The sequence below is a fragment of the Mycobacterium sp. MAA66 genome, from assembly GCF_041261665.1.
Classification (GTDB): domain Bacteria; phylum Actinomycetota; class Actinomycetes; order Mycobacteriales; family Mycobacteriaceae; genus Mycobacterium.
This window is the reverse complement of the sequence record NZ_JBGCCC010000009.1, coordinates 15,076-28,652: the sequence shown is the minus strand read 5'-3', so window position 1 is coordinate 28,652 and position 13,577 is coordinate 15,076. Positions and strand designations below refer to the sequence as shown.

At 65.3% G+C, this 13,577-nt stretch carries 14 protein-coding genes; 5 read left to right on the top strand and 9 right to left on the bottom strand.

The window, feature by feature from the left end; all coding sequences use genetic code 11:
* Window positions 1-107: 107 nt before the first annotated feature.
* Window positions 108-1,529, top strand: coding sequence for an MFS transporter (locus ABIA30_RS21500; protein WP_370069131.1), 1,422 nt, complete (start codon window positions 108-110; stop codon window positions 1,527-1,529).
* A 13-nt stretch (window positions 1,530-1,542) separates the two neighbouring features.
* Here ABIA30_RS21500 and ABIA30_RS21495 read toward each other — a convergent pair whose 3' ends face one another.
* The 5 genes from ABIA30_RS21495 to ABIA30_RS21475 all read right to left on the bottom strand — a co-directional run bounded on the left by ABIA30_RS21495 (window position 1,543) and on the right by ABIA30_RS21475 (window position 5,824).
* Window positions 1,543-1,701 carry a hypothetical protein gene (locus ABIA30_RS21495; RefSeq protein ID WP_370069129.1) on the bottom strand — a complete coding sequence of 53 codons (159 nt, stop codon included), beginning with the start codon at window positions 1,699-1,701 and terminating at the stop codon, window positions 1,543-1,545.
* Between the two features lie 182 nt (window positions 1,702-1,883).
* Entirely contained in the window at window positions 1,884-2,636 is a 753-nt protein-coding gene (locus ABIA30_RS21490) for a succinate dehydrogenase/fumarate reductase iron-sulfur subunit (protein WP_370069127.1), read from the bottom strand.
* 3 nt (window positions 2,637-2,639) lie between these two features.
* Window positions 2,640-4,544 (bottom strand): fumarate reductase/succinate dehydrogenase flavoprotein subunit, encoded by a 1,905-nt coding sequence (locus ABIA30_RS21485; protein WP_370069125.1) that lies wholly within the window; start codon window positions 4,542-4,544, stop codon window positions 2,640-2,642.
* Between the two features lie 52 nt (window positions 4,545-4,596).
* On the bottom strand, window positions 4,597-5,424 hold the full coding sequence (locus tag ABIA30_RS21480) for a hypothetical protein (RefSeq protein ID WP_370069123.1): 828 nt from the start codon (window positions 5,422-5,424) through the stop codon (window positions 4,597-4,599).
* A gap of 112 nt (window positions 5,425-5,536) precedes the next feature.
* On the bottom strand, window positions 5,537-5,824 hold the full coding sequence (locus tag ABIA30_RS21475; protein ID WP_370069121.1) for a hypothetical protein: 288 nt from the start codon (window positions 5,822-5,824) through the stop codon (window positions 5,537-5,539).
* 111 nt (window positions 5,825-5,935) lie between these two features.
* On the opposite strand from ABIA30_RS21475, the gene ABIA30_RS21470 reads away from it, so the two are divergent.
* The 4 genes from ABIA30_RS21470 to nirD all read left to right on the top strand — a co-directional run bounded on the left by ABIA30_RS21470 (window position 5,936) and on the right by nirD (window position 10,250).
* A complete protein-coding gene (locus tag ABIA30_RS21470; protein ID WP_370069119.1) occupies window positions 5,936-6,694 on the top strand; it encodes an isocitrate lyase/phosphoenolpyruvate mutase family protein in 759 nt (252 codons plus the stop codon).
* A 49-nt stretch (window positions 6,695-6,743) separates the two neighbouring features.
* On the top strand, window positions 6,744-7,151 hold the full coding sequence (locus tag ABIA30_RS21465) for a hypothetical protein (RefSeq protein ID WP_370069117.1): 408 nt from the start codon (window positions 6,744-6,746) through the stop codon (window positions 7,149-7,151).
* 189 nt (window positions 7,152-7,340) lie between these two features.
* Entirely contained in the window at window positions 7,341-9,851 is a 2,511-nt protein-coding gene (gene nirB, locus ABIA30_RS21460; protein ID WP_370069116.1) for a nitrite reductase large subunit NirB, read from the top strand.
* Window positions 9,852-9,860: 9 nt separating this feature from the next.
* Window positions 9,861-10,250, top strand: coding sequence for a nitrite reductase small subunit NirD (gene nirD / locus ABIA30_RS21455; protein WP_370069114.1), 390 nt, complete (start codon window positions 9,861-9,863; stop codon window positions 10,248-10,250).
* A gap of 37 nt (window positions 10,251-10,287) precedes the next feature.
* On the opposite strand, the gene ABIA30_RS21450 is transcribed toward nirD, so the two are convergent.
* The 4 genes from ABIA30_RS21450 to ABIA30_RS21435 all read right to left on the bottom strand — a co-directional run bounded on the left by ABIA30_RS21450 (window position 10,288) and on the right by ABIA30_RS21435 (window position 13,577).
* Window positions 10,288-11,106 (bottom strand): hypothetical protein, encoded by an 819-nt coding sequence (locus ABIA30_RS21450; protein WP_370069112.1) that lies wholly within the window; start codon window positions 11,104-11,106, stop codon window positions 10,288-10,290.
* Window positions 11,107-11,118: 12 nt separating this feature from the next.
* The gene (locus tag ABIA30_RS21445) at window positions 11,119-11,802 is read right to left on the bottom strand and encodes a sirohydrochlorin chelatase (RefSeq protein ID WP_370069110.1); all 684 of its coding nucleotides are present in this window, start codon (window positions 11,800-11,802) and stop codon (window positions 11,119-11,121) included.
* Window positions 11,799-12,947 (bottom strand): uroporphyrinogen-III synthase, encoded by a 1,149-nt coding sequence (locus tag ABIA30_RS21440; RefSeq protein WP_370069108.1) that lies wholly within the window; start codon window positions 12,945-12,947, stop codon window positions 11,799-11,801. The genes ABIA30_RS21445 and ABIA30_RS21440 overlap by 4 nt, the downstream gene beginning before the upstream one ends.
* A 63-nt stretch (window positions 12,948-13,010) precedes the next feature.
* Complete coding sequence (locus ABIA30_RS21435) at window positions 13,011-13,577, bottom strand: GNAT family N-acetyltransferase (protein WP_370069106.1); 567 nt, start codon at window positions 13,575-13,577, stop codon at window positions 13,011-13,013.

The following is a 13,577-nucleotide window of genomic DNA, read 5'->3' as shown; positions in this document are numbered from 1 at the left end:
GCTCTGCGGCAGCGGTTGCAGGCCGGTTGAGTAAGTCGGTCGCGTTCCGCAGCAGCGGCTCGACGTAAGGGTTTACACGCACAAGAGCATTACATCAACGTTGCATCGTGCCTTCAAGATCTTGCGTATCGAAACCTACTCAACCCGCCGCGGCGACGAATCAGAGCACCGACTGGCGTCCGCTGCTCGTGTGTTGCACCGCGACCTTCCTCCTGCTGGTCTACACGACCGTGGTGACGGTCAGCGTCTCCACCATCGCCGCCGAGCTCGGGGCAGGTTTCACCGTCTCGCAGTGGATTGTCGACGTCTACACCCTGGTCTTGGCTGCCCTCGTTTTGGCGATGGGAACCCTGGGAGATCGTCTCGGGCACCGGCGACTTTTCCTGATCGCCCTGGCTGCGTTCGGCGCAGCCTCAGCGGCGTGTGCCGTATCAGCCTCCGGCGGCCTACTGGTCGGGGCCCGCGCTGCTCAAGGAATCGGCGGCGCGGCAATCTTCGCGACCGCGGTGCCGCTGCTGACGCAGTGCTACGTGGGACGGACCCGCGGGATCGCATTCGCTGTGTGGGGTGCGGTCGCCGGAGCGGGCAGCACCGTAGGGACCCTCGCAGGCGGGGCGGTCACCGAGTTCGTCAGCTGGCGCTGGTTGTTCATCGCGGCGACGCCGGTATGTGCCGTGGCCATGGTCCTCGGCGGTATCGCGCTGCCACGTGAATCCCACCGCGGTGGCCGTGTCGACCTCGCGGGAACCGCACTGATCACCGGCGCGATGACCGGGGTCACCTTCGCGATGATCAACGCCGGAGAAAACGGGTGGACGTCGCTTGGCACCGTCGCAAGTGCAGTGGCGGGCCTGGGGGCGGCGGGTGCGTTCGCCCTGGTCCAGGGTCACGCTGCGCATCCGGTATTGCCTGCCGGACTGTTCGCCACCCGGGGCTTCGCCGGCGCGCTCGTCGTGGCTTTCACCTACTACTTCGGCGCATTCGCCGCGTTGCCCGTGCTGTCGCGGTGGCTGCAGGGAACTGCCGGCATGAAGCCGCTGCAGGCTGCGTTGATCCTCACCATCCAGCTCATTGCGTTCATCGCGATATCGCTGACGTGTAGTGCTCGACTGCACGATGCACCGCGAAGCTGGGTGCTCGGCGGCGGTACCGTCCTGACGGGTCTGGCGTGCTTGTCGGCCGTTGCGCTGATCGCTCGACCGGACTGGACGACGCTGATCGTCGCGTTGGTGGGCACCGGTATCGGTGCGGGGATCGTCTCGCCTGTGTTGCCGGCCGTGGCGACGACGTCAGTGCCGCCCGCGCGGTCGGGGACCGCGGCTGCCGCTGCCAACGCGGCCCGCCAGCTCGGTCTGACCATAGGCGTCGCACTCTGCGGCGCCTTGGCTCAGACGAGCGACCCGGCGGCCGGTATCTCAACGGGTGCACTCACGGCCGCCCTCATCGCCTGTGGAATTGTCGCGCTGGGAGGTGGAGCGATCAGCATCGGATTGCTTCGCGACACCGATGGAGCGGTACGGCGAATGTGACCAGCAGCCCAGCTCAAGGTTTGGCGGCCAGCTCCTGCCGATACCCGTCGACCCGCTGTTCGAGCTCGACGGCGTCGTGGGGCCGGCCCTCTTTACGAGCGAGTTCCGCCCGTGCCGAAAGCTCACGGATCGCGGTCCGGATTTCGTTGACGCTCTTGGTTTCTTGGCTCATGCGGCTGCCTTTCGCAAACTAGATTGGCTGCACTTGAAGCACTCCCGAGCGTACGCCGATCATCTGCAGACCGACCCCGGCAATGTGAAACGGCTGTGAGAGTCAATGACTCTCACAGCCGTTTCGGGCACGACGGCAATCCTCCGAGAACTACCGTCGACTAAGCCTGATGCTTCCGGGGCTCATCGCTTGAAGAGCTTGTTGCCCAGCCAGACCAGCGGGTCGTACTTGCGGTCGACCACCCGTTCCTTCATCGGGATCAGCGCGTTGTCGGTGATCTTGATGTGCTCCGGGCACACCTCGGTGCAGCATTTGGTGATGTTGCAGTAGCCCAGGCCGAACTCGTCCTGCGCCATGTCCTTTCGGTCCAAGGTGTCCAGCGGATGCATGTCCAACTCGGCCACCCTCATCAGGAAACGCGGACCGGCGAACGCCTGCTTGTTCTCCTCGTGGTCACGCACCACGTGGCAGGTGTTCTGGCACAGGAAGCACTCGATGCACTTGCGGAACTCCTGCGACCGCTCGACATCTTCCTGCTGCATCCGGTACTCGCCGGGCTTGAGGTCCTTCGGCGGTGCGAAAGACGGGATCTGGCGCGCCTTTTCGTAGTTGAACGACACGTCGGTCACCAGGTCCCGCATCACCGGGAAGGCCCGTAGCGGGGTGACGGTGATGGTCTCGGCCGGGTCGAACGTCGACATCCGGGTCATGCACAGCAGCCGTGGCCGACCGTTGATCTCCGCTGAACACGAGCCACACTTGCCGGCCTTGCAGTTCCACCGCACCGCCAGGTCGCCGGCCTGGGTGGCCTGGATGCGGTGGATGATGTCGAGCACCACCTCGCCTTCGTTGACCTCGACGGTGAAGTCGTCCAGACCGCCGCCGGTATCGTCGCCGCGCCACACCCGCATGTGGGCTTGGTAGCTCGTGCTCATCGGCTAGCTCCGTTCCGGGTGGGTGGCCAGTTCGGCGTCGGTGTAGTACTTCTCCAGCTCGGACAACTCGAAGCACGCCTGCAGCTCGGCCGGCATCGGCAGCTGCTGCTCCGGAGTGACGGTCACGTTGGGGACGACCGGGTCGCCCCCACTCGCTCGGCACACCAGCAGGGTGTTGCGCCAGTCGGCGTTCATGTCCGGATAGTCGTCGCGGGTGTGGCCGCCACGGCTTTCGGTGCGGGCCAGCGCCGCCTGCGCGACGCACTCGCTGACCAGCAGCATGTTGCGCATGTCGACGGCCAGGTGCCAACCGGGATTGAACTGCCGGTGCCCCTCGACGGTGATGTTGTGCATCCGGTGCTTGAGCTGATCGAGCTTCAGCAGCGCCTGCTCGATTTCGTCCTTGGTGCGGATGATGCCGACCAGATCGTTCATCGCCTGTTGCAGTTCGGTGTGCAGCGTGTACGGGTTCTCTGCACCGGGGTGTTCGTCGAAGGGCGCCAGCGCTTCTCGGGCCGCAGTGGACAACGCGTCGTCAGATACCGCCGGACGCTCCGGTAGTGCTTTGACGTACTGGGCCGCGCCCAGACCGGCCCGCCGGCCGAACACCAGCAGGTCGCTCAGCGAGTTGCCGCCGAGGCGGTTCGAGCCGTGCATGCCGCCGGAACATTCGCCTGCGGCGAACAGGCCCAGCGTGGTCGCCGCACCGGTGTCCGGGTCGACCTCGATGCCGCCCATCACGTAGTGGCAGGTCGGGCCGACCTCCATATCGTCCTTGGTGATGTCGACCTCGGCCAGCTCCATGAACTGGTGGTACATCGACGGCAGCCGCCTCTTGATCTCCTCGGTGGGGATGCGCGAAGCGATGTCCAGATACACACCGCCGTGCGGGGTACCGCGGCCCGCCTTCACCTCGGAGTTGATGGCTCGGGCCACCTCATCGCGGGGCAGCAGGTCAGGAGTGCGCCGGGCCGAGTCGTTGTCCTTGAGCCACTGGTCGGCTTCTTCCTCGGTTTCGGCGTACTGCCCCTTGAACACCGCGGGGATGTAGTCGAACATGAACCGCTTGCCCTCGGAGTTCTTCAGAACACCGCCGTCACCGCGCACACCCTCGGTGACCAGGATGCCCTTCACGGAGGGCGGCCAGACCATGCCGGTCGGGTGGAACTGGATGAACTCCATGTTGATCAGGGTCGCGCCGGCGCGCAGCGCCAGCGCGTGGCCGTCGCCGGTGTACTCCCAGGAGTTCGACGACACCTTGAACGACTTGCCGATACCGCCGGTGGCCAGCACCACCGCGGGCGCTTCGAACAGCACGAATCGGCCCGACTCGCGCCAGTAGCCGAACGCCCCGGCGATCCGGTCGCCATCTTTGACCAGCTCGGTGATGGTGCACTCGTGGAACACCTTGATCCGGGCCTCGTAGTCGCCGGTCTGCGCGAAGTCCTCCTGCTGCAGCGAGACGATCTTCTGCTGCATGGTCCGGATGATCTCCAGGCCGGTGCGGTCACCGACGTGTGCCAGCCGCGGGTAGGTGTGACCACCGAAGTTGCGCTGACTGATCCGACCGTCCTTGGTCCGGTCGAACAGTGCGCCATAGGTTTCCAGCTCCCACACCCGGTCCGGGGCCTCCTTGGCGTGCAGCTCGGCCATCCGCCAGTTGTTCAGGAACTTGCCGCCGCGCATGGTGTCACCGAAGTGCACCTTCCAGTTGTCCTTCTCGTTGGCATTGCGCATCGAAGCGGCGCAGCCGCCCTCGGCCATCACTGTGTGGGCCTTACCGAACAGCGACTTACACACCACCGCAACGCGCAGACCCTGTTCCCGGGCCTCGATGACGGCGCGCAGTCCCGCCCCGCCGGCTCCGATCACGACAACGTCGTACTCGTGCCGTTCGAGTTCAGCCATGAAATAACTCCAGATAGTTGTGAATAACGTTGGAAATCAAGATGTTTGGGGGTCAGCCGATGAATCGCAGGTCGCTGATGGTGCCGCTGGAGACCAGTGCGATGTATGCGTCGGTGAACATCAGGGTGCCCAGGGTGATCCAGGCGTACAGCTTGTGCCGGGTGTTGAGCTTGCTGACCTGGGTCCAGATCCAGTACCGCACAGGGTGTTTGGAGAAGTGCTTCAGCCGGCCGCCGGTGACGTGCCGGCAGGAGTGGCAGGACACGGTGTAGACCCACAGCATCACGACGTTGCCGACCAGGACGATGTTGCCGAGGCCGAACCCAAAACCGGTGGGGGACTGGAAGGCCACGATTGCGTCGTAGGTGTTGATCAGCGAGATGATCGCCGCGGCATAGAAGAAGTAACGGTGGCTGTTCTGAATGATCAGCGGAAGCCGGGTCTCGCCGGTGTATTTGGCGTGCGGTTCGGCGACGGCGCAGGCGGTGGGGGACTGCCACACCGTGCGGTAGTAAGCACCGCGGTAGTAATAGCAGGTCAGCCGGAAGGCGAGCAGGAACGGCAGGGTCAGCGCGGCATACGGGATCAACGACAGCGGTCCCGTTGCGGGCAGGATCTGGGGCCAGAAGTCGCTGGCCTCACCACATTTGACGCTCAGACACGGTGAATAGAACGGCGTCAGGTAGTGGTAGTCGGCGACGTAGAAATAGTTTCGCTGGAACGCCCGGAACGTCGCGTAGATGATGAACGCGGCGAATCCCAGATCGATCAGGATCGGGGACTTCAGCCAATTGTCGGTACGCAGGGTGCGCTGTGGAATCTGCGCACGCGTCGGGGAGAAGACGCCGGTACCAGGACGGTTGGCGGCGGGTGCGCTCACGAAAATGGCCTCGATTCCGGTTGCGGTCGGGCTGACCTGTGCAGTTAGCAGTCCGAGCTCTTGGGTGGTGGATCGGTGGGCGCAACGGACCGGCTGCGCCCACCTGAAACTTTCAGCCTCCGACACCGCCGTCGTGGTCGTGCCAGAACTCGCTGGAGTAGTCGTTCTCGGGGATCACGATCTTCTCCTTGGCGGGAACCTGCTGTTTGATCCCGCGGCTGAATTCCAGTTCTTCGGTGTCGATATCGAGCCGGTCGATGTCGTTGAGCAGGCGTTCAGCGTCGTTCGCGATGCGCCGCGTGGCAGGGGAGTCCCCGTACTTCGCGGCCAGCGCGCCGACGCAGCGACGCAAACTACCGATCAGGTCGTGCAGTTCGGAAAGCTCAGTTGTGGTGGACATCGGGCGACCTCCTTGGGCTGAAGGGTGTCATGGATCACATTACGACACCGGATGGTAGTCATATCCGGAGTTAAAAGTGAGACAGGTCACGTTCGCCGCTACCGTATGGGCATGTCCGATGAGGTATTGGCGCAGCGCGCCGCGGCACTGTTGGCACTGCATCGGCCTGGAAATCCGGTGGTCCTGCCGACTGTCTGGGATGCCTGGTCGGCGACGGTGGCGGTGTCGGCCGGGTTCTCGGCGTTGACTGTCGGCAGTCATCCGGTGGCCGACTCGGTGGGCAAGCCGGACGGCGAAGGCATGTCGTTCGAGGATCTGACGACGCGAGTCGGCCAGATCACCTCGGCGGTGTCGGTGCCGATATCGGTGGACGTCGAATCCGGTTACGGCGAAGCCCCGTCCCGCATCATCGACGGGCTGCTGGCGGCCGGCGCCGTGGGTCTGAACATCGAGGACACCGTGCACAAGGATGGTGGGCGGCTGCGCGACCCCCAGGAACACGCCGACCTGGTGGGTGAATTGCGAAGGGCTGCAGACGAGTCTGGAGTCCACGTGGTGATCAACGCCCGCACCGATCTGTTCCTGCGTCAGGTCGGTGACGAGGGCGACCGCTTCGAGCGTGCCGTGCAGCGGCTCAAGCTGAGTGCACAGGCGGGTGCGGATTGCCTGTACCCGGTGGGTCGCCACGATGGCGACACGTTGCGCCGGTTGGCCGCGGAGCTGCCGCTGCCGATCAACGCAATCGCCATCCCCGAGCAGGACGATCCGGCCTCATTCGGTCCGCTGGGCATTGGACGGATCAGCTTCGGGCCATTCCTGCAGCGCGCGCTGTCGGCCCGCACCGAGCAGATTCTGGCGCGCTGGCGGTAATTCAGGCTGGTGGCTGGTTGAGGCGACAACGCTCGGTACCATCCAGACGGTGAGCAATGACGACGGCCAGGAGAACTACACGTTGTGGTGGGCCGGCGGCATTGCCGCGGGAATTCTCTTGATCATCCTGATCTATCAGGTGATCCAAACCTCTGGCGATGCCGATCAGCCCTCGGGGCCGGTGGACTTGCCGCCGGTCGTGTCGCATTCCTCCACGACCACCACCCAGCCTTCGACGACCTACCCGACGATCACCACGACCACGACGACCACCACCACGACGACCACGGATACGTCGGACACCGAAACGCCGACGACCACCTCGGATACTCCTCCTTCGTCCGATACGTACATCCCGTCGTCCACGGCCGGCTACGGGACGACGCCGGCGACCTCAACAACGATCTACAACCCGTACGCGCCGGTGCCCGCGGCCCCGCCGGCCGGCATCGGCTGAGTTTTGCCCGCTGAAACAGATAGGCGGGCGGCAAAACGCGAGAAGATTCGGCGAATGTCGACCCGTGCGCACTGACGTGAGCAGGGCCACCCAGTTCACGAAAGCCTTCCCCCGCATGTGAGAACAGCGTGACGGCCGGTTCACACGCGGCGCCATAAACCGCAATATCGACTTCCTACCTTTGCGGACATGGAGGCGAAGAACCTGGTGGTCGTGGGCCACGGCATGGTGGGACACCGATTCGTAGAGGCGTTGCGCTCGCGCGATACCGCCGGGCAGTGGCGCATCACCGTGCTGTCCGAGGAGGCCGACGCCGCCTACGACCGGGTCGGCCTGACCGGATACACCGAACATTGGGACCGCGCCCGAATGGCCTTGCCCGGCAACGGCTACGACGGCGACGAGCTGGTCGAGCTGATTTTGGGCGACGCGGCAGCGACGATCGACCGGTCCGCGAAGACGGTGACTACCCAAGCGGGCCAACAGATCAGCTATGACGCCCTGGTGTTGTCGACTGGTTCGTATGCCTTCGTGCCGCCGGTCCCCGGACATGACCTGCCCGGCTGCCACGTCTACCGCACTCTTGATGACCTCGACGAGATCCGGGCCGGCATGTTGGATGCCGCCGGTGCGCCCGGCGTCGTCATCGGCGGTGGCCTGTTGGGGCTGGAAGCGGCAAACGCCTTGCGCCAGTTCGGTATGGAGGCGCACATCGTGGAGCGCGCCCCGCATCTGATGAACCAGCAGCTCGACGCCGCGGGTGGCGCCTTGCTGGTGCGGATGGTTTCCAAACTGGGGATCGCAGTACACACTGATGTCGGCACCGACGCGATCGAACCCCTGTCGAACGGGATCCGGGTACTGCTGAGCGACGGCACCTTGATCGACGCGGGTCTGGTGGTTTTCGCCGCGGGCGTCCGTCCCCGCGACGAACTGGCCAGGGCCGCGGGCCTGGAGATGGCCGACCGGGGTGGTGTGCTCACCGATCTATCCTGTGTGACAAGCGATCCCAGCGTCTACGCGATCGGCGAGGTCGCTGCCGTCGAGGGTCGCTGCTATGGCTTGGTCGGGCCTGGATACACCACGGCCGAGGTGGTTGCCGACCGGCTGCTCGGGGGCGAAGCCGAGTTCCCCGAGGCAGACCTGTCCACCAAGCTCAAGCTGCTCGGCGTCGATGTCGCGAGCTTCGGTGATGCCCAAGGTGTTACGCCCGACTGCCTCCAGGTCGTGGTGAACGACCCGGTGAACCAAACCTACGCCAAGCTGGTGCTTTCCGACGATGCCCAGACGCTGTTGGGTGGCATCCTGGTCGGTGACGCCTCTGCGTATGGCGTGCTGCGCCCGATGGTTGGTGAACCGTTGCCAGGGGACCCGCTGATGCTGATCGCGCCGGCTGGATCTTCGGACGGTGCAACGCAACTCGGTGTCGGTGCACTCCCGGACGCGGCGCAGATCTGCTCCTGCAACAACGTCACCAAAGGTGACCTGTGCGGCGCGATCGCCGGCGGCTGCTCCGATGTGGCGGCCCTCAAGAGCTGCACCAAGGCCGGAACGTCCTGCGGTTCGTGCGTGCCGCTGCTCAAGCAGCTGCTCGAAGCCCAGGGCGTGGAGCAGTCCACCGCGCTGTGTGAGCACTTCGGCCAGTCGCGCGCCGAGCTCTTCGAGATCATCTCGGCCACCGAGATCCGCACCTTCTCCGGTCTGATCGCCAAGTTCGGGTCCGGAAAGGGTTGCGATATCTGCAAACCCGCGATCGCGTCGATCCTGGCGTCGACCAGCAGCGGGCACATCCTGGACGGCGAGCAGGCCGGCCTGCAGGACTCCAACGACCACTTCCTGGCCAACATCCAGAAGAACGGCAGCTACTCGGTGGTGCCGAGGGTCCCGGGCGGTGACATCACCCCGGAGCAGTTGATCCTGATCGGTGAGATCGCCAGGGATTTCGGGCTTTACACCAAGATCACCGGAGGCCAGCGGATCGACATGTTCGGTGCGCGGGTTGATCAGCTGCCCGAGATCTGGCGTCGCCTGGTGGACGGCGGCATGGAGTCCGGGCAGGCCTACGGCAAATCGCTGCGCACCGTCAAGAGTTGCGTGGGCAGCGACTGGTGCCGCTATGGGCAACAGGATTCGGTGCAGATGGCCATCGATCTCGAATTGCGGTACCGCGGGCTGCGATCCCCACACAAGATCAAGATGGGTGTCTCGGGCTGTGCCCGGGAGTGCGCCGAAGCCCGTGGCAAGGACGTCGGCGTCATCGCCACCGAGAACGGTTGGAACCTCTACGTCGGCGGTAACGGCGGTATGACGCCGGCGCACGCGCAGTTGCTCGCCGGAGATCTGGACGACGAAACATTGATCCGGTACATCGACCGGTTCCTGATGTTCTATATCCGCACCGCCGATCGGTTGCAGCGCACCGCGCCGTGGGTCGATTCGATGGGCCTGGACCATGTCCGCGACGTCGTGTGCAACGACTCCCTGGGCCTGGCAAGTGAATTCGAAGTTGCCATGGAGCGGCACGTGGACGGCTACTCATGTGAGTGGAAAGGCGTGCTCGATGACAAGGAGAAGCTGACCCGCTTCGTGTCCTTCGTCAATGCTCCCGGCGTGGCTGATCCGACCATCGAGTTCACGCAGCGCAACGGTCGCAAGGTACCGATCGGAATGCCGACCATCCGCACCGCAGAAGCAGATTAGGAGACCGTGATGACGCTTGACCTCGCCGAAACCGTTAAATCCCACAATGATTCGCCGTGGACCGCAGCCTGCGCTTACCACGGCCTGGTACCTGGCCGCGGTGTCGGGGTGTTGATGCCCGACGGCAGTCAGGTGGCGTTGTTCCGCCTGCACGACGGGTCCATCCACGCGGTGGGCAACATCGACCCGTTCTCCGGTGCGGCCGTGATGTCGCGTGGCATCGTCGGTGACCGCGCCGGACGGCCGTGCGTGCAGAGTCCGATCAAAAAGCAGGCCTTCGCTTTTGACGATGGCAGCTGTTTGGACGATCCGGAGGTTCGACTGCCGGTCTACCGGGTTCGGGTCTGGGGCGGGCTGGTCGAAATCAGGCAACTGGGGTTGGACGAATTCGCGGCCTGAGCGCACGCACCGATCGAATCGGCGGGCGCTGAGCCGGTCAACGCGTACAGCTGTTGTCCTGGATGGTCTGCACCACCCAGTAGGCGGCAAACTCGAAGATCAGCGCGGTCTCGACCACGAGCACGGTGTGGTTGAAGTTGTCCAGCAGCAGGTGCACGGCGACCGTGGCGATCAATGTGGCGGCCATGGCGATCGAAATGGCCTGGTAGACACGGCGGTAGCCCGCGCCACACAGCGACGCCGGACTGCCGAACGCGGTGTTGAACACCGTCAGCACGATGGCTCCGAACATCGACGCCGCCGCGATCCCGTGACCGTTGGCCCGGAACCAGTCGGGAGCCGCGGCCAGTATCACCACGCCGATGCCGAGCAAGGCGCGCTGCACCCATATCGCGGTGCCGGCCAGTGGGCTGCGCGTCCGCCCAGCGCGGTCGAACAGCCACCACGACGCGACACGCGACAACGCGAGTACCACGGCCACCGTCCAGATGTTGTACAGCGTCGCCGGACCGGCTGTACTGATGACGGGATCCGCGCTGCTGCAAAGCAATATCGGGCGGGTGGTCGGCACCGTCGCGATCACAAAGCTCAGTACTCCGGCCAGATTCAGCAGGGTGTTCTCGGTATCGCTGGTGCCCTGGTACACGATCAGCATGGCGCCGACGGCGTACAGCGCTCCGATGAAAACCGTGTGCGCGGTGGTGAAGTAGTACGCGCTGATCGAGGTCTGCCAGCAGGTCGCGTGCCACCGCTCAGCCACCAGTGCGCCACCGAGCAGCACCACCATGACCACCATGCCGCCGCGCAAGAACCGGTAGGTGGTCAAGGCCACGGAGTCAGCCGGCTGATCGGCCATCCCCCGAGTATGTCAGGCGGCGAGCGAGACCCGCGCCAAGCGGAACCGAGACGCGATCAATTTCGCGACCCCGGGATGGCCACCCAGTGGTGCCGTCACCAGGTCCGCTCCTGATGACTGCAGGCGGTCCTGAAAGAGACCGTCGGCCAACAGGTATGACGCCACCATCACCCGACGGGCGCCGCGGCCGCGCAGCGCGGCGACTGCGTCGCCGATCCAGTGCGAGCCGTTGATCGCGTAGGCCAGTTCCACCCGGCTGCCCAACGCTGCCGACAGCATGGCCGCGGTCCGGCGCAGATCACTCAAGGCCCGAGGATCGGAGGTACCGGCAGCGCCCAGCACCACCGAATCGGTCGGTTGCCAACCAGATTCGAGCAATCGATCGGCCAACACCCGCACGATCTCCACCGACGGACCGAGGGCCGGCGTCACCGTCACGTCGAAGTGGCCGCTGGCGGCGATGCCGGCCGGGATGTCCACGTGCACGTGATAACCCGACGACAAGAACGCGGGTACCACCACCGCAGGCCCGAACGGAAGCGCCGCGAGCACGTCGGCCGGGGTGGGGCCCAGGACGTCGACGAATGCAGTGTGCACCTCGCGGCCCAGCAGTTCTCCGACTTGTCCGGCCAGATCATTGATCATCGCCACGCCGGAACCCTTGCGGGTGCCGTGCGCGACCAGTATCGGGTTCATGCCACACCTGCCGGAAAGTCGTCAACCGCCAGTCGGTAGCCGCGTTTGACCACGGTCGACACGATGTGCTTGTCGCCCAACGCGGTTCGTAACCTCAGTACTGCGGTCTCGACGGCGTGCGTATCGGAACTGCTGCCCGGCAGCGCGGCCAACAGTTCGCGCCGGGACACCACGGTGCCTGGCCGCGCAGCCAATGCCCGGATGGTCGCCATCCCGGCCGGCGACAACTCACGTATCTGGTCATCGACCACGACACAGGTGCCGCGGATCTCCAGGCTGTGGCCGGCCACGCGCAGCTTTCGCGACTGCAGCACCGGCAGTTCGTCGGCGATGTGCCGGGCCAGCGCACCCAAGCGCATGCGTTCGGGCGCCGAGACGGGCACGCCGAGCCGCACCAACGGTCGGGCGGTCACCGGTCCGACACACATCGCGTGCACCCGGTTGCGGAACGCGGACACCACAGCGTCGCCGACACCGAGTTCCACCGCCCGCATCAACGTGGCCGCCACCGCCGGTGCAGACGTGAAACTGACCGCGTCCAAACGCTGTTCGGCGATGTCGATGACGATCGAATCGAAGGGGCTGCCGGGCTCGGCCGGCTGCCAGCGATACACCCGGATCGGGATGACTTCGGCCCCGGCGTTGCGCAACTCGTCGAGGAATTCGGGGAACGGGTCCCAGTCGTCGGTGGCGCCATGCAGCTGTACGGCGATGCGCAGTCCGGCGATCTGGCCCTGCAACAGGTAACCCAGCACCTCCCGGGAGGATTCGGACTCCGGTGACCATTCCTCGGGCAGACCCGCGGCCCGCAGCGCTCCGGTTGCCTTGGGTCCACGTGAAACGATCCGCGCTTCGCTGAGCGATGCCAGCAGCGCGTCGGACACGCCCCAATCGTCGGCAGCCGAGATCCAGCCACGGAATCCGATACCTGTGGTGGCGATCAGGATGTCCGGCGGCCCATCGATCACCGCCTGGGTGTTGGCCTTCAGCTCATCGTCATCCGGCAGTGGCACCATGGCGATGGCCGGCGCAGCGATCACCGTCGCGCCGCGGCGGCGCAGCAACGTGCTCAGCTCGTCGGCGCGCCGTGCAGCGGTAACCGCTATACGGAACCCGGCCAGCGGTGCCCGATCGGGATCACTCATCCATTCAGTTAACGGATGACGTGTTTCCGGCCGGTTACCCGGCCATTGCCCAGCGGTGTCAGCTCACCAGACGTCGCCGTCGCGCCAGTCACAGGTGATCTCGGCGGCGGTATCGACCTCGACGGAGACCGGCAGCACGAATAACGACTGGTCGTCCTCGGGGGTGCGGCTCAGGCCTGCCGGCGCCAGCACCGAGGTAGTGCCCTTCCACGGCAGCCAACCACGCGCCGAATAGATGGGGCGGCCGGCGTCCGAGGAACTCAGCGCACCGAGTTGATAGGCCCCCCGAATGACCTGTTCGACGGCGTCGAGCACCGCGGTGGCCAGGCCCTGTGCGCGCCGGTCTTCGCGTACCGCGACTGCTTCCACGTAGCCGCAGCGCAGAGCCGTGTCCTGGTAGATCAGTCGGCGTTGCACCACCGCGCCGTGCGCGATGATCGCGCCGTGATGGCAGATCAACGCATGCATGCCACCCAGCGAGTGTTCCCAGTCAGCGGCGGTGAAAGAGCCGTCGTAGGCGTCGATCACCATCTGCCGGGCGTTGTCGCGCGTCTCGGCATCCAGATCGGAGGTGTGGACCAGCCGCGCGGTATATACCTCGCGCGTGCGCAGCGCATCCGGGGTGTACAC